We start from the raw sequence: 24137 nt of genomic DNA on the forward strand, positions 1-24137 counted from the left end.
ATGTTGGCCCATATTATCATAGCACTCCAAAAACGTGGCATTTACGCTGTTGCCATACCGATTCAAAACGTAGAAAAAAATGAAAAAGTGACAGCCTGGCGTCCTAGCTTTTTGGACCGCAATGGCAGTTGGAAAGCCAAAAAAGTCCCATCACCGCTGATTTATTACAATCGCATTATGGGACGCAAAAGAGAGCGCACCGAGGTCACCCAAAAAGCTATTGAAAGAATAAAAAAAAATCAAAAAATATATTTTAACCCGCGCTACCTTTCTAAAGCAGACGTACACAATCATCTCAATAAAAGCACATTAACAGAATACATTCCAACAACAATCATAAAACCAACACCGCAAGAAGCTTTAGACTGCCTTTCAAAATGGACTAAGGTTTATCTAAAACCTTTAGAAGGCTGTCAAGGAAGAGGAATATATAGAATCGAAAAATGGCACCACGGATGGAAGGCAATTGGGATCCAACAGTACGGAACAAAAAACCTGTTTTTTCAACAAGAACAAAAAATATTATACTGGCTTAGTAAAGTCTTAAAAAAACGTGACTATCTCTGTCAGCAAGGCATTAACTTGGATAAATGGAAAAATCGCCAATATGATTTTCGTGTACTTGTACAAAAAAACGGGCAAGGTTACTGGACTTATGTAGGTGCCGGTATCCGCCTAGCGGCACCAGGCCATGTCGTTACCCATCGACCTAATGGAGGTCAGGTAGTAAAACCGGAAAGAGTAATGGTACGCAAACTAGGCTATAAAGGTTGGAAAGACAAGAAAACTGAACTAGCAGAATTAGCTGAAGAAGCATCTAAGACGATAGAAAGAGAATACAAAAGTCTTTTTGGTTTAATCACAATGGACGTGGCTTGTTCAGAAGAAGGCAAACTATGGATTTTAGAAATGAATTCTAAGCCCGGTTCGTTTGATGAAGGACCTATTCAGCGCAAAAGTTACGATCTCTTAGCTGATTATGTACGCTATTTGCAAGACCAGAGGAGGAATAGTAATGAACATATACATTCATTATGATCAATACTCATCCCTATCTGAGCTTATTCGCAAACTTAGCGCAAAAGGAATTAAAGTAACCTCTGGTCGAGAAAAGCCTGAAAATCCCGTAGATTATTACATTCACTGGACCTTATCTCCTGAAGCAAGAGAAGTAAAAGCTTTACAGAGAAGTTATAACAGCCAGAGCAATCGCCTAGGGCCAGAGAATTATCAAGAAATAGAAGCGATCCTACATCAAAATCACTTACGAGCTTTTCTTGGCGGTCAAGGTACAGCTTGGCCAATTACAATTTGGCCTAAAGAATACTTGATTTACCTTTGGGATTCAAAAGTAGTAGCCACAGAAAGGAAAATCGTACTAACTAGCCAAATCAAAGATATAAAAAACAGAGGCTCACAACAAAATTTTCAATGGTTGAACAATCTAACGGAATGGGAAAAAGATAGACTCATTCCTACAGCCATGCGCGCCTTACACTGTCTAGGTTTAGATTTTGGCAAAGTTCAAATAGGTATCAATCGTTCTAATGGACCTGTTATCTTAGGCATCGATCCTGCACCGTCCTTACCAAAAAAATTAGCTCACGCTTATGCTGATATTATCGTAAAATCCATAAAAAAAGGGGAAGAAAAAAAGTCTATCACCATAGGTTCTGATCCAGAATTTATGCTTTCCTTACAACCAGGTCATCGCATGGTGCCAGCATCTCGATTTTTTCCTCGACAAGGCCTTATTGGGTGCGACAACAGAAGAGCTTTTGGTGCGTCCGATGATTTACCCCTAGCTGAAGTAAGACCTGAACCAGCAGACAGTGTAAACGAAGCAATGGAAAAAATACGAAAAGCTTTACGGGAAGCTACTAGACTTTGTCCTTACGCTAACATTGCCTGGATGGCTGGCTCAGAGCCTTACCCAGGCTATCCTACTGGAGGACACATTCACTTCGGTGGTATTGAACCAAACAACTTAATATTAAGAGCACTCGATCAATATCTTGCTTTTCCATTATTATTTTTAGAAAATAGAGAAAAAGCAAAACAAAGAAGACAGTTCTATGGTACCATCGGTGACTTTAGAGTCAAAGCTCATGGCTTTGAATATAGAACGCCTGGCTCCTGGTTAACAACACCTGAACTTACTCGTGTAGCTTTAACACTTGCCTACCTGACAGTAAAAAATTATCCTATGTTAAAACGCTGGGATTTCGCTGATTTATCATTTCAGGAAGCTTTTTATAGTAGTGAACTTGAAAAACTAGTCCCTGCCTTTCAAAGTACACTAGCTGAACTATACCAAGTAGATCGGACTGAAGATACAAGAGTTCTAATAAACATGATCTGGTTAATGTATCAAGAAGGTATGGGTAATAACGAAAAAATAGACTTGCGCAAGTCTTGGAATTTGCCTATAGGTGTACAACGGTATCGACATGTGGCTAAACCGCGGCACTCTTTTTCCTGGTTGCCAGGAAGTGCCATACGATAAAGCAAAAAGAACAGGGTGTCTGCCTCAGATACCCTGTTTTTTGATACCTAATAATTAAATAGACGAGATAAGAAAAAAAGAAAGAAGAACCTTGTGAATAGGATGACAAATGCAAGCAATTGTGTCATACTTATTGATTATTTTCTTTAAAAAGTAGGAGGATATTTCCTTTGAAAGTAGAATAAATACCTCATAATTGGATACAAGGAGGCATTTCCGTTGTCCATTCGCTTAGGTATCAACGGTTTTGGCCGCATTGGTAGAAATGTTTTTAGAGCGGCCCTTGAAAGAAATGATCTTGATGTTATGGCTATTAACGTCACATCAGATCCTGAGACTGTAGCATATTTGCTCACTTATGATTCTGTACATGGCGTTCTTAAAGCGGATATTCGTACAACTCCTAACAGCTTGATCGTAAACGGCAAAGAAGTACGTATCGTATCAAATCGTGATCCTGCCCAGTTGCCCTGGGGTGAACTTGGTGTAGATATCGTTATTGAGTCTACAGGCAAGTTTAATAACCGAGAAGGTTCAGCCAAACATTTAGAAGGCGGCGCTAAGAAAGTACTCATTACAGCACCAGCAAAGAATGAAGATGCAACTATTGTTATGGGTGTTAACGATCATATATATGATCCTGACAAGCACCACATTATCTCTAATGCATCATGTACAACGAACTGCTTAGCACCTGTCGCGAAAGTGCTACAACAAGAATTTGGTATTATACAAGGTCTTATGACGACAGTACATGCTTTTACGAATGACCAGTGGATCTTAGATAACCCTCACAAAGATCTTCGTAGAGCCCGGGCTTTAGGCATGTCTATTATTCCTACAACAACAGGTGCTGCCAAAGCTGTATCACTTGTCTTACCGGAACTTAAAGGCAAACTTAATGGTTTTTCCATGCGTGTGCCTGTGCCTAACGTTTCAGTTATTGACCTCGTTGTAGATTTAGAGCGTAAAGCTAATAGCGAAGAAGTAAACACAGCTCTACGCGCAGCCGCTGAAGGTGAATTAAAAGGAATTCTCGGCGTTTGCGATGAACCTCTCGTTTCTCGAGACTTCTTAAGTGATCCTCGTTCTGCCATAGTAGATGCTCTTTCTACGATGAGCACAGATAACAACATGGTAAAAGTCGTAGCTTGGTATGATAACGAATGGGGTTATTCCTGTCGTGTGCTAGACCTAGCTAAGAAAATTGGTCTTTCTCTATAATTAAGAGAATCACTGAGTAGAGCGTAATTATGAATAGCTCTAGTAGCTTATGATAATAAGAAGATAGACAAAAAAAGCGAGATTGCCTTTGAGCATCTCGCTTTTTTTTGTCGCTTTTTTTGTACTAAAAAACCGTTGCTCTACATTATAGGGCAACGGTTTAAGGTCTTATATATCCTTTTTTATTGATTTTCGGCGCAATGTCGTGAAGCTTACGAAAAGCCCACAAAGCCCGATACATCAATGTTTACAAAAGTTTTGGCAGGGGAGACAGGACTTGAACCCGCAACCTACGGTTTTGGAGACCGCCGCTCTGCCAGTTGAGCTACTCCCCTGTGGACGCAGATTATAATACTACAAAGCTCTTTAACCTGTCAAGATTCCAAATATGACAAAATGCCCAAAAAATGTAGAAGCACTTCGACAAAAGAGGATAAATCTTGATAAAGGAATTTCTGGAAGATAAGGCGAATACAAGGGTTCAAATGGAATAAATGGAACTTTATGGGAGGAGAGCAACTTTGGGTATTTTATTAAAGTTACTACAAAAGCGTGTTTCTCTATCATCTAGCCCTGGAACTGCCAGAGAAAAGGGTGGTTCTCCCTCTGTTATTTACAAAAGCCATAGACCGAAAGTAAAAACAGATCAGGAAACAAATCGAAAAAACCTAATGTCTGGAGTCTACCTCTATGACGAAGAAGAAAGGAACTTGCTCCGAGACATCAATCTTTCCCTAATTATCATCAAAATGGCCTTTCAACTTGCTGAAGATAGACGCTTAGCTACAGGCATAATGGCCAAGAATCTGCAACCTTTTGTCGTCTTAGATCTTGACAAGACAAGAAAGTTCTATTTGCAACAATTGGCAAAAGTAGCAAGAGCAGAATCTGCACAATTTACAGCTAAAAATAACTTTATCAGCTTTGAAGAACTAGGTAAGCTATGGCAACGCTCAGGAAGAGATCTTTACGATCATAGCACTTCTTTAGGACCAATGGGAGAGCAATTAGAAAATAAATTGCAACATGTCTTACGCAAGTATGCCCGTAAAGAAAATGCACCCTATCTAACCTTAGTTACCCGTCTTCCTGCAGAACCTTTGCGAGTAGAAGTACCACGTTTTCAAGTAGTAAGACCATTTGTTATTGGTGGTATTCCTTGTGCTAGCTTTGAGGATGCTAGAGCACTAGCTCAAGTACTAGCACCTGCTGTGGCAAGAGATGAAAAAGATGGTCTCATTGAGCCTTATACAAGTTATTACTTTGATTAAGACTTGATCCCCCTTATGGAGTCGTGTAAACTAATGGAGACATAGGGGGGTGGGGTATCCTTGGATTCCATATCGATCATGGTTGCCTTCTTAGCAGGTATTGCATCATTTTTATCACCTTGCATTTTACCACTTGTACCAGCCTATATTACCTATCTTACAGGCACTTCTCTAACCAATCTATCTAAAGAACAGCAAGATGATGGTGTCCACAAAAGTAGAATCCACCTAACCTCTTTTTGGCGTGCACTTGCATTTGTCATCGGCTTCTCTACCGTCTTTATTGCTTTTGGTGCTTCGGCAACTTATCTTGGTCAATGGTTATGGGGTTATCGAGGAACTTTACAAAACATAGCTGGTGTTATTATTATTCTCTTTGGTCTTCATCTGACAGGACTATTGCCGATCAAGTGGCTATATCGAGAAGTGCGCTTTAATAAAGTACCAAAGTCTGGTGGCTTTATAGGCGCTATTCTTCTAGGGATGGCTTTTGCCGCAGGGTGGTCACCTTGTGTAGGACCTATCCTTTCGGCTATCTACCTCTATGCGGCTACAACAGAAACAATGGCGCAAGGAATCTACTTACTCCTTGCTTACTCAGCAGGATTAGCCATTCCTTTTCTAATTACGGCCCTCTTTATTACTTCAGTAGAAAAATATCTTTCCAAGCTAGGAAGATACTTGCCTATGGTTTCTATCGCTAGTGGTGCGATTATGATCATCTTAGGTATTCTGATTGTAACTAATCAGCTAGGCAGAATTACAGCCTACTTTAACTTTATGCTTAACTTTTAGTTAAGCTGGAAAAAAAGAAATAGAAGAGTACTTCATTATAAGAAGTCATCTTGAATGAAAAGATCAGTCAAGATGGCTTCTTTTTTCACATCCTTGATTCCTAGGTGACCAAACTTTTCTTTACGTCCACAACAGGATATAATATCATAATCAGAATAGTAAGCTGTGAGGAGATAAAGCAACGATGACGAAAAGGCTCAAAAATGGCTATTTCATCTACACTTTTGGATGTCAAATGAACGAGAGAGATTCCGAATCCTTAGCTGGATTCTTAACTCAAATGGGATATGAAAAAGTACTTCAGCCTGAAGAAGCGGCTGTTATCTTAATTAACACTTGCTGTGTTCGTGAATCGGCAGAGCAGAAAATCTTAGGCAGGCTCGGTGAACTAAATAAACATAAAAAAGCCGATCCGGAAGTGATTATTGGAATTGGTGGTTGCATGGTGCAACAACCAGGCATGAGTGACAAGATTCGTACAAGCTATCGACATGTTGATCTTGTTTTTGGAACCCATAACTTGCATCAGTTGCCCATAATGATTGAACGCTGTCGACAAAGTCAAGAAAGAATCATTGATGTATGGGATAGTGAAGGCGAGATTATTGAGGAGCTTCCAGAGCGCTCTGTAGAAGGAATTAAAGCTCATGTAACAATTATGTACGGTTGTGACAACTATTGTAGTTATTGTATTGTTCCTTATGTACGGGGAAGAGAGCGGAGTAGACAACCCAAAGACATTGTCGCCGAGGTAGAAAGCTTAGTTAAGCAAGGTGTTAGAGAAGTAACTCTACTGGGTCAGAATGTTAATTCTTACGGTAAAGACCTTCAGCCGCCTATCTCTTTCGGCACTTTGTTACAAGAAGTAAACAAAATTGATAAGTTAGAACGCATACGCTTTACTACATCACACCCGAAGGATTTTGATCCTACTTTGATTGAAGCTATGACTAAAGCCCCTAAAGTATGTGAGCAAATCCATTTACCTGTACAAGCTGGTAGTAACGCTGTCTTAGAAGCCATGAACCGTGGATATAACAGGGCATACTATCTTGATCTTATCAGTAAGATTCGTCAAGCTTTACCTAATGTAGCCTTGACAACCGATCTAATCATAGGTTTCCCTGGAGAAACAGAGGAAGATTTTGCTGACACTCTTGATTTGTTAGAAAAAGTCCGTTTCGACAACGCTTTTACCTTCCTTTACTCTCGTCGTTCTGGTACACCAGCGGCAGAAATGGAAAATCAAATTAGTGATGAAACCAAGAGAGAGCGTTTTCAGAAGCTCCTAAAATTACAAAATAAGATTAGTTTAGAGCAGAACGAGCCTTTAGTTGGACAAGTCTTAGAAGTGCTCGTAGAAGGACCAAGCAAAACTAATCCTGACAAACTTACAGGACGTACCAGAGGCAACAAAATTGTTGTTTTTGACGGTCAAGAAGACAGCATTGGTCAAATAGTTTCTGTAAAAATAGAGGAAGTAAGAACTTGGACGCTTTTAGGCAATTTAGAAGATACAAGGCCCTAAGAAGCACCATAAAGTAGTGAAAGCAGTTGAGAAGAGAAAGGGGAGAAAAGACTTGAAAGGGCCAACGCCTATGATGCGGCAATATCAATCGATTAAAGAGCAATATCCCGATGCTTTTCTCTTCTTTCGTCTTGGCGATTTCTACGAAATGTTTGGAGAAGATGCTATTGTAGCATCAAGAGAGCTTGAAATTACCTTGACAGCTCGAGATGGAGGCATGGAAGAGCGTATACCGATGTGCGGTGTTCCCTATCATGCCGCAGAAGGATACATTTCTAGACTAGTCAGCAAAGGCTTCAAAGTAGCCATCTGTGAACAAGTAGAAGAAGCGGGAAAAGGAAAAGGCATAGTTAAGCGTGAAGTTGTTCGTTTAGTCACACCAGGTACAATTACTGATGCAACAACTCTAGAAGATAAAACAAACAACTTCTTAGTCGCCTTAGCCAGAAACCAAGGTGACTGGGGACTTTCAGCTATCGATGTGCTGACCGGTGATTTCTATGTAACCTACTGGCCTGAAAAAGAAAGCATAGGCTTACAAGGAGAGCTTGCACGACTTTCGCCTAAAGAAATAGTCATTACTACACAATTAGCAGAACAAGAGCCTACTTTGACTAAAGAATGGACAGCCCAAGGTTTTATCATTACTTTAGCTAAAGAAAGTTTTTCGCTTGAACAAGCGCGTAAGCTTTTGAAGAAGCACTTTGGCGTATCTTCTTTAGAAGCCTATGGCTGTGCACAATGGCCTGCAGGCTTGCTATCAGCGGCTGTAGCGTTACATTACGTACAAGAGACGCAAAAAACAACATTACAACATATTTCAGCTTTGCAATCTTATAGCACCGAACAGTTTATGCGTCTCGACACAGCAACACGGCGCAACCTTGAACTAACTCAAACGATGCGCGATGGGGTTAAAAAAGGTTCACTCTTAGGCGTAATAGATAAAACAGTTACAGCCATGGGTGGTCGACTCTTAAAACGCTGGTTAGAGCAACCATTGATCAAACTCTCAGAAATCAAAGAACGACAAAAGTATATCAAAGCCTTAGTTGATGATGGCTTAATCAGGGAATCTGTAAGAGAAGCATTAAAATCAGTTTACGATTTAGAACGTCTTTGCGGCAAAATTTCCTACGGCTCTGCCAATGGTCGAGATCTAATTGCCTTAGCATCTTCCTTAGAAGCCTTACCGCCAGTTCTAAAGCAGTTACAAGAAGGAGAAGCCGCTTTGCAAGAGCTAGCAAAGCTAATAGATCCTCAAGTAGAGATTGCTACAGAAATTCGACAAGCCCTGCTTGATGATCCACCTTTTTCTATACGTGAAGGCGCTTTAATTCGGACAGGTTATCATGAAGATGTCGATGAATTACATAATATTGCAGGAACAGGAAAAGAATGGCTAACCCATCTGGAACGGCGAGAACGAGAAAGAACAGGTATTAAGTCCTTAAAAATTGGCTACAACAAAGTCTTCGGTTATTACATAGAAGTGACTCGCTCTAACTTAGCTCATGTACCAGATGACTATATTCGCAAACAAACATTATCTAACGGTGAAAGATATATCACCAAAGAACTAAAAGAATATGAAGACAAAATTATAGGAGCAGAAGATAAACTAATTCAGTTAGAATATAGTCTCTTTATCGATTTAAGAGAAGCAATAGAGAAAAAATTACCTCAACTACAGCAGACAGCCAAAGGAGTAGCGCAATTAGATACCCTTCTATCGTTAGCCCAGATAGCAGTTGAAGGCGCTTATACTTGCCCAGAAGTTAACAATAGCGATCAAATAGAAATCTACGGTGGACGCCATCCTGTGGTGGAAGAACATGTAGGACCTGGAGTTTTTGTACCTAATGACACATTGCTAGATCAACAACAAAGATTGCTTTTAATTACAGGGCCAAATATGGCTGGTAAAAGTACTTACATGCGTCAAGTTGCACTTATCGTATTGATGGCACAGATTGGTTCTTTCGTACCTGCATCTGCATGTTCTATCGGCGTAGTAGATCGTATTTTTACACGTGTTGGCGCTTCTGATGATCTAGCAACAGGACAGAGTACTTTTATGGTCGAAATGACAGAAGTAGCTCATATTCTTCATCATGCTACAGATCAATCTCTGATTATTCTTGATGAAGTAGGTCGCGGTACTAGCACTTTCGACGGCATGGCTATTGCTTGGTCTGTAGCAGAAGCAATTCAACAACGTCAATCAAAAGCACTTTTTGCTACCCATTATCATGAACTAGTACAATTAGAAAAAACCTTGTCAGGTATTTGTTGTTACAACATAGCAATAGATGAAGTAGGCGATGAGATTGTTTTTTTACATCAAATTCGTCCTGGCGGAGTTGACAAAAGTTATGGCATTCAAGTAGCCAGACTAGCAGGACTTCCTGATGAGGTCATTAACAGAGCTAGAGAAATTTTAGCTACTTTAGAGCAAGAAGGTATTGATAAAGAGGAGACCTTACCTGTAGTTAGAGAAGAAAAAAGTAAAGAAAAGGCGCAAGTAACAGAGCAAGAACAACTAGCCCTTTTTTACGGAACATTACCGGAAAGAAAAGTAGTTCCTTCAGTAGACTCAACAGTTAACAAAATGGTGACAGAGTTAAAGAAATTGGACATTAACAATTTGACACCACTGGAGAGCTTAAACTGGTTGGCCAAATGGCAAAAGAAAGTGTAATGAGGTGGTTAGCCAATGGCCTTAATCAAAGTTCTAGATTCCCATACGGTTAACCAAATTGCGGCAGGTGAAGTAGTAGAGAGACCAGCATCAGTCGTCAAAGAATTAATGGAAAACGCCTTTGATGCGGGAGCGACTCGCATAGATATCCATCTTATTGAAGGTGGAAAAGAGAAAATACGTATAGTCGATAATGGCTCGGGTATGGATGAAGAAGACCTAACGCTAAGTGTGCAAAGATACGCCACCAGTAAGATCTCAAAAGCTAGTGACTTATTGACTGTACATACACTAGGTTTTCGCGGAGAAGCACTTCCATCTATAGCTTCTGTAGCTAAGGTTGAGATAACAACCAGACAAGGGGATGAGCAAGGTAGACGCCTTCGCATCGAAGGCGGTAAGATTCATCCGGTAGAAATAGTAGGAGCTCCACCTGGTACAACAGTAGATGTAGAAGACCTTTTTTATAATACACCAGCTAGAAAAAAATTCTTAAAGTCTACTTCAGCTGAAGCTTCTCTGTGCGCAGAAGTAGTACATCGACTTGCTCTTTCTCATCCTGCTGTTGCTCTATCACTACGACAAGGCAGACAGGTTACATTTCGCACTGCAGGGAATAATAGGACGATAGAAGTTATCTCGTCTCTTTATGGCAAAGAATGCTTACCTTATCTATTAGAAGTGAACAGTACTATGACCGAAACAGGTTGGCAACTTCGTGGTTATATAGGTCAACCAGCTTTAAACCGTTCAAATAGAAATCAACAAAACTGGTTTGTCAATGGCCGGTGGGTTCGCTGTCGTGCTCTTTCTGTAGCTGTAGAAGAAGCTTTTCAAGGAACACTCCCCTTACATCGCTTTCCATTTTTTGTACTATACTTAACTATCCCTTCAGCCAACCTCGATGTTAATGCCCATCCCACTAAGCAGGAAATAAAATTTAATCGAGAAAAAGAAGTAAGCCACTTTGTCTACAAAGCTGTGGCCTCGACCTTAAATCAGCGTTCTCTAACAAGACCTCTCTGGGATGGGCCTCAAGAAAAAAAAGAACCATTAAACGAGAATAGCTCAACAAAAGCTAATAATCTGAAGAAAGAATTGTATGAAAAAGCCATAGACTTTCATAAAGACATTGACCAAAGCTCTAATAATCAAAGCTTTAAGCAAGACATTAATGCAAGCTTCTCTAAGCCCATAGTTTTTGAAGCAGATCTTGCTTCAGAAAAAGAGTCCTTGCAAGAGCAGAAAACATCTTGGCAAGAAAGCAGGTCAACACTTACTAATCTAGAAGGGGAAAAGGAGGTACAAGAGAAGTTACTAGCTGGGCAAATAGCGCAGTGGATTCCTATAGGTCAATTTCGCTGTCGTTACATTATTGCAGAAGGTGATGATGGTCTCTATCTGATTGATCAACATGCGGCTCATGAGCGAGTACTTTACCAACAACTAAAACAAAAAGTTGTTAATTTGTCAGAAGAAGAAGCTAGCCAACAACTCCTCATAGCCCGTTCTATTACCTTTACAGCACTAGAATTTCAAACTTTAATTGAAGAAGTTCAAATTCTAAGAGACATGGGCTTTGTACTAGAACATTTTGGTGGACAGACTTTTTTAGTGCGAGCAGTGCCTGTGAACTTACCAATAGGAGAAGAAGAAGAATATCTACGCACTTTTATCGAAAAAATCATGAAAGGCAACAGGAGAGATCGAGCACTGGTGCAAGAGGCGGCCTTAGAAAGCTTAGCATGTCAAGGAGCTATTAAAGCAGGTCAGCGGCTCAACTATAGTGAAATGACTGCCTTACTACAAGATTTAGCGCTTTTAGAAGGTACAGACACCTGCCCTCATGGTCGCCCCTATCTAATCCGCATCGGCCTTAAGGAACTAGAAGGGAAATTCCATCGCACATGATGACAAAGCAAGAAATAGAATCGGTAATTGTGACAACTTCCCAAGACGACATAGTGCTACAAGAAAAAGCGGTTGAAAAAGCAAAGTTTCTGGGGTTGCCTTTTGTAGAGCGAAAAAAAAGATCTATACAATCCCTTTGTCAAGCTTACGAATGTAACAAAATTTTGGTACTCGAACAAAAGCGATGGGTCTTAAAAAGTGTCGTAGGAGACTTCTTTTTTCATCCTAATATGGCCATCTTACGCATATTAGCTTTGCAAAGAGGAGATAAAGATCATCTAGCAGAAGCGCTAAATTTACGGCATGGCGACAGCTTTTTAGATTGCACTGTTGGATTAGCCTCAGACGCTATTGTTGCTTCTTATCTAGTGGGGGAAAAGGGCAAGGTAGTAGGTATTGAACATAACGCTTTGGTAGCTTTTATCGTTGCTGAAGGACTAGCTCAACCATATCATGATATAAGTGAACCTATTACTAGGGCCATGACTCGAATCCAGATCCAACAAGGCGATCATAGAGAAATATTAGAGACAATTTCAGAAAAATCTTATGATGTTCTCTACTTTGACCCTATGTTTCGTCAAGAAGTCACTGCTTCTTCTGGTATTAACAACCTTCGTCAACTGGCTGATCAACGCCCCCTAGCGCTGGAAAGCATAGAAAAAGCAAGAACTATTGCCAGACGTCGGGTAGTAGTCAAAGAGCGTCGTGCTAGTAAAGAGTGGGAGCGACTACAACCACCGCATTTAACAAGCAGTCAGAACATGAAGGTGGCTTATGGTTACTGGGAAAGGGAGTGATCATCTCGTGGGGGATAGGGAAGCAGACTTGCACCCTCTTGTCTTAATTATTGGACCTACGGCAGTAGGAAAGTCAGGATTAGCTATAGAACTGGCAGAACGTATCGGTGGAGAAATAATCTCTGGTGACTCTATGCAAGTTTATCGAGCTATGGACATAGGAACAGCCAAAGTTTCTTTGGAAGAGCGCCGAGGTATTCCTCATCACTTAATAGACATTATCAATCCTGATGAACCTTACAGTGTAGCTGATTTTCAAAAGCAATGTACAGAGCTAATCCCCGCTATTGTAGCGCGAGGGAATTTTCCTATCTTAGTGGGAGGCACCGGTCTTTATGTCCGTTCTGTTATTGCTCATTATGAATTTGCAGAAGAGGCAAAAGATATTGAGCTTAGAGCTCGCTTAGAAAAAGAAGCTGATGAAATAGGATTAGAAGAGATCCACAAAAAACTAGCACAAGTTGATGCCGAGTCAGCACTTCGCATTCATATAAACGATCGTAAGCGAATTATACGTGCCTTAGAAGTTTTTTATCTTACAGGGAAAAAGCAGAGTGAATTTCATTATGCAGCATCAATTAAAAAGCCTAAATACAACTTTGTAGCACTTGGATTAACAATGGAACGCTCCCTTTTGTACCGTCGCATTGACCTTCGTGCCCAAAACATGATAGAATCGGGTTTAGTGGATGAGGTGAAAGGATTGCTAGCAAAGGGATATCAATCTGACCTTCCTTCAATGCAAGGCTTGGGATACAGACAGATTACGCCCTATCTAAATGGCGATTACGACCTTTCCCAGGCTCTCTATCTTTTGCAACGAGATACACGCCGTTATGCCAAAAGACAGCTAACGTGGTTTCGTCGCGAATCTTCTATAGAATGGTTTGCAGTGGACCAACTTGGCGAAGGCAGGTTGATTGAAGAGAGTGAGAGAACTATCAGAAGGGCTCTAACAGGTTTATAGAGAGAAGATGAATTTTTTTGGAGGGGCGCTCACATGACCAAACAGCTTAACCTTCAGGATGCTTTCCTGAATCAAGTTCGTAAGGAAAATCTCCTTGTTACCATTTTTTTAGTGAACGGCTTTCAAATCAAAGGGATGGTAAAAGGATTTGATAGTTTTACCGTTTTCCTAGATGTGGAAGGAAAGCAACAGATGGTCTATAAACATGCCATATCAACAATTATGCCTTCTCGTACTGTTTCCTTAACACTAGAAGGTAATAAAGCCTAAGAATAAAATTGTAGAAGAAAGACACCTCGCGCAGAGGTGTCTTTTTTACTTCAAAGTTTTTTCGTTTTTTTTCATTTTTAGCAGGATATTACTGTTTAATAGAGAATTCAATAACCATAATATCCCATTTGAGGAGTGGTATATTCATGGATAGGGAACAATCCGATCTTTCTTCTGATATAGAGAAAGATGATATTTACGACGGTGCTACAGAGCGAGAGTATAGACCTAATCAAAGTAGAATAGTTTCCGTATCAGGCTTTAATCCTTATCCCGTAGAGCCAACATTACCGCCATACAGGTATCAAAAGAAGAAGAATGGAAAATTTAGAAGATGGTCAGTAATGATTCTTCTACCCTTAGTCTTATTAACAGGAGCTTTAGCATCATCTACATACTTTGGCCTTATACCTCTAGGAGACGGAAAAGAGCCTTTAGAAGCAGTAATGTCCTGGTTTGAAAAGGATGATGATTCAACAAATAATCAAACTGATGCTCTTGATAGAAGTGAAGAACTATTAGCTGATCAGACTTTGGCTGTAACTTCTGATCAAGTGCAAGAGACTAAGTGGCAAAGAGGGCTACAAAAGGAGCAATTGTGGTCCATTATCACCATAGATAGCGATAATGGAACTAATCAAGCTAATGCTACTCATTCAGTGCAAATTGTTCCTTTGCTTAGCGGTGATTTCTTAGCAGTAGTTGAAGAATCAGGTACCCTTTATGGTCTAGATGTGAGAGGAGAACTGTTGTGGTCTAAAGGCCCAGAGGAGTGGGGCGTTAGTGGAGGCAAAAGAGTTATAAGAAAATGGACAGGCTTAGCTCGCTCAGATAACGGGCGCGTCGCCGCTTTTACGACAGGAATTGAATCTGTTGTCTGGTGGAGTAACCCCCAACGTCCTTATGAAGAACACCCACTTCCTGAAGAGAGCATTGCTCCTATTTTAGGTGTTACAGCAAATAATGAATTAATCCGTTTAAGTTCTACAGAAAATATTGAGATTGTAGACAGACACGGAGAAGTTATTAAAGAGATAAAAGGCTATGGCCCATCTCATCAACCTAAGATTATTGAACCGCTAGCTCAAAAAGATCTGCTCATTGTAACAGAAGAAGGCCTGCTTTATAGTGTAAATAGTGAAGGCACAATAGAGTATGAAATAGGGCATCTACCGAAAGAACGAGGACCGATTAACGCTGTTGCGGTAGACAAAGAAGGCTATATTTTCATAGGCACAGACCAAGAGATTATCATCTGGCAAGATAAAGGCGAAGAAATATACGCTATGCCTTTTGATTCTGCTTGTGTATCTTTAGCCTTAACAGAAAAAGGTCAACTGCTTGTTGGTGATCGTTACGGTCAAGTTCATATTTTTACGCAGAATCAATCACCAAAGCTGTAGAAGATTGAATCTAAAAAAACCAGCTTCTCATGGGAAGAGCTGGTTTTTTTCTTTCTCCAAAAAACTTCTGAACCTTGACTAACTTAAAAGGTCAGCTACTTCTAAATACTTTCTTAACCTTTTAAGCCTTTCCTTACTGTACAATAGGTTGAAGTGATCGAAGGGTAATGATAATATAAACAAGCAATAAGAATCATTCCTATTGAAAGGTAGGTTACAAATGGTAAAAGTTCGACAAGTGCAAGCCTTTGCACTATTTGCTGCAGTGCTCTCTATATTTTGGTTCATTGGTTTACTCTTAACAATGCAAGGCTATATTGGCTCAACTATGCCCGTTATGACACCTATAGCAATAGATGAGCATTCTAAGGAAGAAAAGTCAGCAATACAAAAAGATACACTGGCTGTCCTTGCATTAGGCGATTCTTTAACTCGTGGTACTGGTGATAGCACAGGCAAAGGTTATGTAGGACACCTGATTGATGATCTTCGCCAAGGCTCTGATCAAAATGTATCCATACATAACTTAGCTATTAATGGACAACGGTCCGACCAACTCGCACAACAAATTCAACAAGCTGATGTGCAAAGAACGATTCAAGGGGCTGACCTGATTGTCCTTACAATTGGTGGGAATGACCTTTTTCGCAGAGGCGAAACACTGCTTAATTTTGACATGAATGCCATTGATGGCTATCGAGAAGCTTACATTCAGAATCTAAACTTTATTCTCTCGGAGATTCGTAAGCATAATAACGAAGCTACTATTTTCTACTTAGGTTTATATAATCCCTTTATCAATTTAGGCGATAGTGAAACAACATCAAAAGTAATTAGAGAGTGGAACTATGAAAGTGCAGAAGCACTAGCACTCTATGATCATACAGTTTTTGTTCCTACTTTCGATCTTTTTCAATTAAATGTGAACCAATATCTTTACTCTGATCAGTTTCATCCTAACTCAGAAGGTTATCGAATCATGGCAGATCGTTTAACTTCACTCCTTACTAATGCGAGGTGAAAAATAGTTCGTGAACAACAATATGAACAAAGAGATAACGTTATCAGTCCAAGGGTTACGTAAAACAATTGGGAAAAAAGAGATTATTCATGGCATAGATTTCGAGCTACATCGTGGTGAAGTCTTTGGTTTTTTGGGACCTAATGGAGCAGGTAAGACCACAACAATTCGTATGCTTGTAGGGCTAATTCAACCTACAGCTGGTACGATTGAAATCTGTGGTTATGATCTAAAAAAGAATTTTACAGAAGCCATGGAGAACTTAGGTTGTATCGTAGAAAATCCAGAATTATACCCTTATCTATCTGGGTGGGAGAATTTACAGCTCTTTGCTAACATGCTACCGAAGATAGGCATAGAGAGAATGAATGAAGTAGTAGAGCTAGTGGGGTTACAACAACGGATTAACGATAAAGTGCAAACATATTCACTGGGTATGAGACAGCGACTCGGCATTGCTCAAGCCTTGCTGGGAAGGCCCAAAGTACTTATCTTAGACGAACCGACTAATGGACTAGATCCTTCAGGAATACGAGAAATGAGGCAGTTTATTCGTTTTCTAGCTGAACAAGAAGGCTTAAGTGTTTTCGTATCGAGTCACTTGCTAAGTGAGATTCAACTTATGTGCGATCGAGTTGCCATTATCTCTAAAGGTCAAGTGCTTCAAGTTGGGGAAGTTAGAGAACTATTAGGACAACAGGAACGATTACTTTGGAAGTTAAGTCCCCTAGAGAAAGGGACTGCTATTTTAGAGAAGCATACAGAAGTTACAGTAACAGAAGAAGGTCAAGTAATCACAGCTTATGTAGACGGTCACCAGACTGGGCTATGGATTCAGCAACTTGTTGAAGCTGGAGTAATGGTGCAAGAAATGAACCGTCAAGTGCCTACATTGGAAGACTTGTTCCTCCACATTACAGGAGGCGAAACGATTGATTAATCTAGTATTTAATGAAATCACGAAACTTCTAGGCAAACGGCGCTTGCTTGTGGTAACGCTAATTATGGCCATGCTCATGGCTGTCTTTACTTATGCTCAGGCAAAAGAAATAGAAAGAACGAGAGAAAGACTAGGAACAGAAGATTGGCGTACAACTTTACAGCAACAGATTATTGACACTCAAAACCGTCTGGGAAGTACTAGAATTTCTGATGAATGGAGACAAACACTACAGATTCGCATTGCCCAACAACAATACTACTTAGATAACGATATTAATCCCGCTGAGCCTGGTGCACCTACTTTTTTACGTGGTTTTATAGAAAACTCCGTTCAACTATTACTACCGCTAATGGTTATGGTCATAGCGGCCGATCTTGTTTCATCAGAAAAAAGCTTAGGCACTATTAAGCTGTTGCTTACCAGACCAGTAAAGCGATGGCGCATCCTCTTAAGTAAATACATCACCTTAATCTTAGCTGTATCTTTCATTATTTTTATCTTCGGCTTATTAGGTTACCTGATATCAGGCCTTGTTTTTGGCTATAAAGGATGGATGGCTCCGGTCATTTCAGGCTTTGTCGTACAAGGTGGCGAGCTTGATACGGCCTCAACATTTATCATTCCACAATGGCAATACTTATTAATGGCTTTTGGCCTAGCTTGGTTTGTATCTATTGTCGTAGGCACTCTATCTTTTCTCTTATCAGTTCTTGTAAGAAGCACTGCCGCTGGTATGGGCATCATGTTAGCCGCACTAATATCGGGCACCATCTTAAGCAATATGGTTTCTTCCTGGGAAGCGGCTAAGTATCTCTTCATGGTTAACTTAAATATTACGAGTTACTTAACAGGACAATCGCCGCCTATCGAAGGTATGACTCTCGGTTTTTCTGTGACTATATTAACGATTTGGGCCGCTGTTGCTCTTTTCCTATCCTTTTTTGTCTTTACACGGCAAGATGTTTATTAAGTTTCTCAACCAAAAAAAGAGGTATCTGCTCAACAAGAGCAGGTACCTCTTTTTTTATTGTAGGAAAAAATTAAGATTTGTACATAAAGGATGTAAGAATTGATGGCTATGATATAAACAAATGAAAAAACTTCAGGGAATGAGGAGGGAAGGCCCATGGAAAGAGCAACTGTTCAATTTGATAAAGTTACAAAAAAGATCGGTAAAAAAACAATAATCGATGAAATATCATTTTCCATTGCGCCTGGTGAAGTTTTTGGGTTACTAGGACCTAACGGTGCAGGGAAAACTACAGCTTTACGTATGCTTACAGGATTAATGAAACCAACCAAGGGAGATATTCGCCTCTGTGGTTATAGTATTCAAAAAGATTTCGAAAAAGCTATTCAGCATGTAGGAGCGATTATCGAAAACCCAGATTTATATAGCTACCTGACGGGATATCAGAATTTAATTCACTTTGCTCGTATGTCTGGAAAAGTTAATAAGGAGCGACTTACTGAAATTATTGCTCTAGTAGGTCTTGCGGAAGCCATCAATGATAAAGTGAAAACCTACTCCTTAGGTATGCGTCAAAGGCTCGGCCTTGCTCAAGCTTTGCTTCATTCTCCTTCACTTGTTGTTCTTGATGAACCTACCAACGGTCTTGACCCAGCGGGAATAGGAGAGTTGCGACAATATCTCAAAAAAATAGCTCATGATGAAGGAGTTACCGTTCTAGTTTCCAGTCATCTCTTGTCGGAAATGGAACTGCTCTGTGACGGCATCGCAATTATCCAAAAAGGGAAAATTCTTCAGATTCAAAAAATGCAGGACATTGTTAAGAACAGTACCTTAGAAGAACACTTTCTTGAAGTGACCGATAGGTAGAGGATAAAGTACCGGAGCACATTGAGAAAGGATGATGATTATGTTTTCCTTGCGTCAGACCCTCTCTTTGGTACAAAATGAGAATATGAAGATCTATAGCCGCTTGAGCACTTGGGTGATGATCGGCCTATTGTTACTTATGATTCCTGTTACAGCTTTTTTGTTACCGCTAGCAACAAATGTCACCGAAGACTTCTGGTCTTTCCTTCATTCTTCAGCTCAAATCAGTGCCATGGTAGCTTTACCTGCTATCGTAATCGCCGGCAACAGTATTGCTGGAGAATTTGCAAGCGGCACGATTAAGCTTTTGTTAATTCGTCCTATAAGTCGTAGCAAAATCTTAGTGACAAAATATATATCGCTTCTGCTTTTTGTACTTTTACTAGTCTTTCTTCTTTTTAAGGCCTCCTTGCTAACAGCCCTAATCTTTTTTGAAGCACCTTCTGTGAACAACCTTGCCGAAGCTACAGCAGTACAAGAAAATCTTAATAAAGTCATAGCAACCTATCTGTACAGTACTCTAGAAACAGTGATGATGGCGACCCTAGCTTTTATGCTTTCAGCACTTTTTCGAAGCAATTCCTTAGCTATTGGCTTGTCTTTTATCCTTCTATTCTCTGGCCCAGGCTTGATGATGCTTCTACAATCTTTCCCATGGTCTAAATACTTTCTCTTTGCTAATACGAATTTGCGACTAATCGCCGAAGGAATGGCACCTGTTGAAGGCATGAACTTATCTTTTGCCCTTGCCCTGTTGTTACTTTACTTCATCCTCTTTCAAGCACTAGCCTGGTATGGCTTTGTCAAAAGGGATATCTAGATACCAAAAAGGAGGCCTAGAGCATGAAAAAGATTTTAATCGTTGATGATGAAGAAGAAATTGTAGAACTGCTCAGTGATTACTTAAGCGTAGAAGGCTATAGCATTGTTACAGCTTATAATGGTGAAGAAGCACTTAATAAAGGGCAGGTAGAAAAACCAGACTTGGCTATCTTAGATATTATGATGCCTCAACTTGATGGTTTTGAAGTTTGTCGCATTCTACGTAAAGACAGCAATATACCTATTCTCATTATCAGCGCTAGGCAAGAAGAAAGTGATAAAATCTTAGCTCTAGGCTTAGGTGCTGACGATTATCTCGTTAAGCCTTTCAGTCCTCGTGAAGTAGTAGCACGAGTAAAAGCACTGTTGCGTCGGGCAACAGTGCTTTCAGGTGCTCAGCAAGAACAGGACATACTGCGCTTTACAGGGTTAGAAATATATCTGAAGGAATATCGAGTAGTACGAGAAGGTCAGGAGATTTCTTTACAAGCCAAAGAATTTGAATTGCTTCGCTTGCTAGCTACGCATCCCCGACAAGTTTTTACTAAGGAGCAGTTAATGGATCGACTTTGGAGCGGTGACTACTATGGAGACCCCAACGCTTTGTCTGTCTATGTCAGAAGACTGCGGGAGAAAATAGAGAGCAATCCTGCCCAACCTCGTTATATCAAAACAGTCTGGGGTGTAGGTTATAAGTTCGCAGGTGATAGTTCATGACCTCTTGGAAACCTGGCATTCGCCTAAAACTTTTTATAGCTTTTATCTTGGCTGTAACAGTCCCACTGTCAGCTCTCTTCGGATCATTTATCTTCTTAATGAACCAAGAAAAAATGGCTTCACCGGATGATATCAGATCGCCTCTATATGCGGAAAAGATAGCTGAAGAAGTGATCAAAGAGTATCATCAGGAAGGTTCTCTCTTAGGTGCACTTACTAAGCTTGAAGCCCTGGAAATGCCTGCTGGTAGTGGCGTTGAAGTTCTCGATAGCGAAGGTGTAGTTCTCTATGACAGTAGAGGTTTACGACAAGGAGTGACCGTAAGGGCCTATGAGATAGCGCAAATGTTTATCTCAGAACAAGAAAACTTTTCTTTAGAAGAACAAATGAATTATCATGTTGTACCTTTGAACATAGAGGGAGAAGAGCAGGGGCTATTGATCATCTCTTATCCTGCTACTCTGATTCTTGATCCACTTTTTCGCAATCTTGTAAGCACTGCTTTCATAGCTATTATTACGGCCTTAGCGCTTTTTCTCTTACTTGCTACCTTCTTGTCACGATGGCTGATCAGGCCTCTGCAAGAAATGGTTTCTGCTACGGAAAAAATTGCCCATGGCGATTATGAAAGTCCCGTTAATATTCAAAGCAAAGATGAGCTAGGTCGCGTGGCCTTAGCTTTTAATGAAATGACGAGAAAACTAGCTCAATCGAGAAAAAGAGAACAGGAACTAGAGCAATCGAGGCGTGACCTCGTTGCGAACGTTTCCCACGATCTGCGCACGCCTTTAGCTTCTATTCGCGGATATGTAGAAGGTCTTTTAGATGGATTAGCCTCTGATCAAGAGAAGCGAGATCGCTATTTACAAGTAATTTATGAAAAGGCTCTTACCTTAGAAAGGCTCATTCAAGATCTCTTTGAACTCTCCCGATTAGAGCAAGGAATCTTGAGAATGGAAAAAGTAGAAGTTCCTGCCTCAGAGATGCTCAAAGAACTAGCAGAAAAGTATGCCCATGATGCTGAATTAGCGGGCATTTCTTTTCTTGCTGAGATTCCTGAGCATTTACCGATGATTGAAGTAGATCCCGGTCGCATTGAGCAAGTATTAACTAATCTATTTCAAAATGCTATTCGTCATAGCGGACCAAGAAAAGGATTTGTTACTTTAAGAGCTGAATATAAGGAACGATTTATCTTCCTATCCCTTGCAGATAATGGCGAAGGCATTACAAGATCAGAGCTACCTTATCTATTCGATCGCTTCTACAGCGGCGAAAAATCTCGCTCTCGTCAAAAAGGCGGTACTGGCTTAGGCTTAGCCATCGCGAAAGAAATCGTTGAAGCCCACGGTGGAACTATCAAAGCTGAAAGCGAATTAGGCCAAGGTGCAACTTTTACTTTCACCATACCAGTGAAATAGTAATTGCAAATAAAACCTTGAATAGGTTTTATATTCATCTCTTCTTTGACGCCTCAGCAATTTCCGTTAGATAGAGCCAACGTTCCATCAGTTTTTCCAGTTTTTTTTCTAAACTTTCTTGCTTGGCTGTTAGCTCCTGTAAGAGCACATAATTACTGCCTGCTTCGTTTATAGCTTCAGCATTTTTGGCGATTTCATCTTCTTTTTGAGCAATCAGCTCATCCATTTGCTCGTATTCCATTTGTTCTTTTAGTGTTAGCTTGACAGGTTTTTCTTTTTTGAGATAGGCTTGTTGAGAAGCACTTTTTTCTTGCTTTTTTTGCTCTTTTTGGACATCATGGCTTTCAATTTGCTCTTTACTTGCAACTCTTTCTTCTTCTTTTCGTCGCTCTTGGTACTCAGAATAGTTGCCAACAAAATAACGGATCATGCTAGGGCCTTCAAAAGAAAGAATTTTTTCAGCCATGCGATCGAGAAAATAGCGATCATGTGATACAGCAATAACAGCGCCAGGAAAATCATCGAGATAATCTTCCAAGATTGTGAGCGTCTGAATGTCTAAATCGTTAGTGGGTTCGTCAAAAAGCAAGACGTTAGGAGCGCTCATGAGCACCCGTAGCAGATAGAGTCTTCTTTTTTCTCCGCCAGAAAGCTTGGCTATGGGAGTCCATTGAAGGCCTGGGGCAAATAAAAACCTTTCTAACATTTTACTCGCGCTGATTACAGTTCCGTCTGCTGTCGGTAAATACTCTGCTTCTTCCTTGATATATTCAATGACGCGCATAGAATCTCTCATATGACTGTTTTCCTGAGCAAAGTAACCGATCTTTACTGTCTCTCCGATGTCAATAGTTCCGCTGTCTTGTTGAATTTTTCCCGCTAGCATATTAAGCAACGTCGATTTGCCTGTACCGTTAGGTCCAATAATACCGATGCGATCGTTTCTGCTAATGACATAGCTAAACTTATCGATAAGTTTACGGTCACCATAAGCTTTGGTAAGTTCGTTGATTTCGATAACTTTCTTACCTAAGCGGGTAGAACCTACGGAGATATCTATTTTATCATTACTAATTTCACGCTTAGAATCTTGAAGAGCTTCAAAACGATCAATACGAGCTTTTTGCTTCGTCGTCCTTGCTTTAGCGCCACGGCGAATCCAGGCGAGCTCTTGACGATATATGTTTTGTCGCTTTTTCTCTGATGCTAGCTCTTGCTCTTCCCGCTGTACTTTAAGTTCCAAAAAAGTGCTATAGTTACCTGTATAGGTGTACAGCTTACCTTGATGTATTTCTACGATACGATTAACAACACGATCGAGAAAATATCGATCGTGGGTGATCATGACGAGAGCGCCTTTGCGTTTGTTCAAGTATTGTTCTAACCAGACTACTGTTTCGTTATCAATATGGTTAGTAGGTTCATCAAGAATGAGAAGATCAGCGGGACTGATCAAGGCACTAGCTAAAGCAACCCGTTTTCTTTGTCCTCCTGATAAAGTCATAACGGGGACATCGTACTGAGTTATGCCAAGTTTGCTCAGAATCGCTTTGGCGTCACTTTCTAATTGCCAAGCACCGAGTTCATCCATTTGGGCTTGAAGCTTTAATAGTTCAGCACCAACCGTTTCATCATAGGTGCTAGCTTGATTTGATTTTTCTAAGGTATGCTCATAGCTCCTTAAGAGCTTCATCAGGGGACTTTGGCCTTTAAAAACTTGTTCTAGCACCGTAACTTGCTCATCAAAGTGAGGATCTTGAGGCAAATATTCTATAGATACTCCGTTACCAATGATCAGCTTTCCTTGATCCGCTTGATCCAAGCGAGCCATGATTTTGAGAAAGGTAGACTTACCTGTCCCGTTAACGCCAATAATGCCTATTTTTTCGCCTTCATTAATACCGAGAGAGACTTTATCGAATAATACTTTTTCACCATAGGTCTTAGTAATCTCTTCCATCGATAGTATGTGCATTTTTTACTCAATCCCTTTTTTG

At 40.3% G+C, this 24137-nt stretch carries 20 protein-coding genes and 1 tRNA gene; 19 read left to right on the top strand and 2 right to left on the bottom strand.

The window, feature by feature from the left end:
* From F9B85_RS00420 to gap, 3 genes are all read left to right on the top strand, one after another.
* Positions 1 to 1038, top strand: coding sequence for a YheC/YheD family endospore coat-associated protein (locus F9B85_RS00420; RefSeq protein WP_151617648.1), 1038 nt, complete (start codon positions 1 to 3; stop codon positions 1036 to 1038).
* Positions 1016 to 2506, top strand: a complete 1491-nt coding sequence (locus F9B85_RS00425) for a putative amidoligase domain-containing protein (RefSeq protein WP_170270054.1) — start codon at positions 1016 to 1018, stop codon at positions 2504 to 2506. The genes F9B85_RS00420 and F9B85_RS00425 overlap by 23 nt, the downstream gene beginning before the upstream one ends.
* Positions 2507 to 2725: 219 nt before the next feature.
* Positions 2726 to 3730, top strand: a complete 1005-nt coding sequence (gene gap / locus F9B85_RS00430; protein WP_151617650.1) for a type I glyceraldehyde-3-phosphate dehydrogenase — start codon at positions 2726 to 2728, stop codon at positions 3728 to 3730.
* 259 nt (positions 3731 to 3989) lie between these two features.
* Here gap and F9B85_RS00435 read toward each other — a convergent pair.
* Positions 3990 to 4065 (bottom strand) — tRNA-Trp (locus F9B85_RS00435).
* 186 nt (positions 4066 to 4251) lie between these two features.
* On the opposite strand from F9B85_RS00435, the gene F9B85_RS00440 reads away from it, so the two are divergent.
* The 16 genes from F9B85_RS00440 (at position 4252) to F9B85_RS00515 (ending at position 22140) form a co-directional block, all read left to right on the top strand.
* Positions 4252 to 5001, top strand: a complete 750-nt coding sequence (locus tag F9B85_RS00440) for a hypothetical protein (protein ID WP_151617651.1) — start codon at positions 4252 to 4254, stop codon at positions 4999 to 5001.
* A gap of 60 nt (positions 5002 to 5061) precedes the next feature.
* Entirely contained in the window at positions 5062 to 5796 is a 735-nt protein-coding gene (locus F9B85_RS00445) for a cytochrome c biogenesis CcdA family protein (RefSeq protein WP_207707003.1), read from the top strand.
* Between the two features lie 184 nt (positions 5797 to 5980).
* Entirely contained in the window at positions 5981 to 7324 is a 1344-nt protein-coding gene (gene miaB, locus F9B85_RS00450; RefSeq protein WP_151617652.1) for a tRNA (N6-isopentenyl adenosine(37)-C2)-methylthiotransferase MiaB, read from the top strand.
* 52 nt (positions 7325 to 7376) lie between these two features.
* Positions 7377 to 10025 carry a DNA mismatch repair protein MutS gene (gene mutS / locus F9B85_RS00455; RefSeq protein WP_207707004.1) on the top strand — a complete coding sequence of 883 codons (2649 nt, stop codon included), beginning with the start codon at positions 7377 to 7379 and terminating at the stop codon, positions 10023 to 10025.
* Between the two features lie 15 nt (positions 10026 to 10040).
* Positions 10041 to 11936 (top strand): DNA mismatch repair endonuclease MutL, encoded by a 1896-nt coding sequence (gene mutL / locus F9B85_RS00460; protein WP_151617653.1) that lies wholly within the window; start codon positions 10041 to 10043, stop codon positions 11934 to 11936.
* A complete protein-coding gene (locus F9B85_RS00465; protein WP_151617654.1) occupies positions 11933 to 12736 on the top strand; it encodes a class I SAM-dependent methyltransferase in 804 nt (267 codons plus the stop codon). The genes mutL and F9B85_RS00465 overlap by 4 nt, the downstream gene beginning before the upstream one ends.
* A 7-nt stretch (positions 12737 to 12743) precedes the next feature.
* Positions 12744 to 13703: a tRNA (adenosine(37)-N6)-dimethylallyltransferase MiaA gene (gene miaA / locus F9B85_RS00470; protein ID WP_243138017.1), complete on the top strand. Its 960-nt coding sequence runs from the start codon at positions 12744 to 12746 to the stop codon at positions 13701 to 13703.
* A gap of 33 nt (positions 13704 to 13736) precedes the next feature.
* Positions 13737 to 13973 carry an RNA chaperone Hfq gene (gene hfq / locus F9B85_RS00475; protein ID WP_151617656.1) on the top strand — a complete coding sequence of 79 codons (237 nt, stop codon included), beginning with the start codon at positions 13737 to 13739 and terminating at the stop codon, positions 13971 to 13973.
* Positions 13974 to 14119: 146 nt separating this feature from the next.
* The gene (locus F9B85_RS00480) at positions 14120 to 15376 is read left to right on the top strand and encodes a hypothetical protein (RefSeq protein ID WP_151617657.1); all 1257 of its coding nucleotides are present in this window, start codon (positions 14120 to 14122) and stop codon (positions 15374 to 15376) included.
* Between the two features lie 220 nt (positions 15377 to 15596).
* Positions 15597 to 16397: an SGNH/GDSL hydrolase family protein gene (locus F9B85_RS00485; protein WP_207707005.1), complete on the top strand. Its 801-nt coding sequence runs from the start codon at positions 15597 to 15599 to the stop codon at positions 16395 to 16397.
* A gap of 10 nt (positions 16398 to 16407) precedes the next feature.
* Complete coding sequence (locus F9B85_RS00490; protein ID WP_341474367.1) at positions 16408 to 17337, top strand: ABC transporter ATP-binding protein; 930 nt, start codon at positions 16408 to 16410, stop codon at positions 17335 to 17337.
* Positions 17330 to 18310 (top strand): ABC transporter permease, encoded by a 981-nt coding sequence (locus tag F9B85_RS00495; protein WP_151617658.1) that lies wholly within the window; start codon positions 17330 to 17332, stop codon positions 18308 to 18310. The genes F9B85_RS00490 and F9B85_RS00495 overlap by 8 nt, the downstream gene beginning before the upstream one ends.
* A gap of 156 nt (positions 18311 to 18466) precedes the next feature.
* Positions 18467 to 19180 (top strand): ABC transporter ATP-binding protein, encoded by a 714-nt coding sequence (locus F9B85_RS00500; RefSeq protein ID WP_151617659.1) that lies wholly within the window; start codon positions 18467 to 18469, stop codon positions 19178 to 19180.
* A gap of 40 nt (positions 19181 to 19220) precedes the next feature.
* The gene (locus tag F9B85_RS00505; protein WP_207707006.1) at positions 19221 to 20000 is read left to right on the top strand and encodes an ABC transporter permease; all 780 of its coding nucleotides are present in this window, start codon (positions 19221 to 19223) and stop codon (positions 19998 to 20000) included.
* A 23-nt stretch (positions 20001 to 20023) separates the two neighbouring features.
* The gene (locus F9B85_RS00510; protein WP_151617660.1) at positions 20024 to 20719 is read left to right on the top strand and encodes a response regulator transcription factor; all 696 of its coding nucleotides are present in this window, start codon (positions 20024 to 20026) and stop codon (positions 20717 to 20719) included.
* Entirely contained in the window at positions 20716 to 22140 is a 1425-nt protein-coding gene (locus tag F9B85_RS00515) for a sensor histidine kinase (RefSeq protein WP_151617661.1), read from the top strand. Before F9B85_RS00510 ends, F9B85_RS00515 begins: the two co-directional genes overlap by 4 nt.
* 34 nt (positions 22141 to 22174) lie before the next feature.
* Here the strand turns inward: F9B85_RS00515 and F9B85_RS00520 are convergent, their stop codons facing one another.
* Positions 22175 to 24115, bottom strand: coding sequence for an ABC-F family ATP-binding cassette domain-containing protein (locus tag F9B85_RS00520; RefSeq protein WP_151617662.1), 1941 nt, complete (start codon positions 24113 to 24115; stop codon positions 22175 to 22177).
* Positions 24116 to 24137: the final 22 nt, after the last annotated feature.

Source organism: Heliorestis acidaminivorans, from assembly GCF_008933955.1.
Taxonomy (GTDB): Bacteria; Bacillota; Desulfitobacteriia; order Heliobacteriales; family Heliobacteriaceae; genus Heliorestis; species Heliorestis acidaminivorans.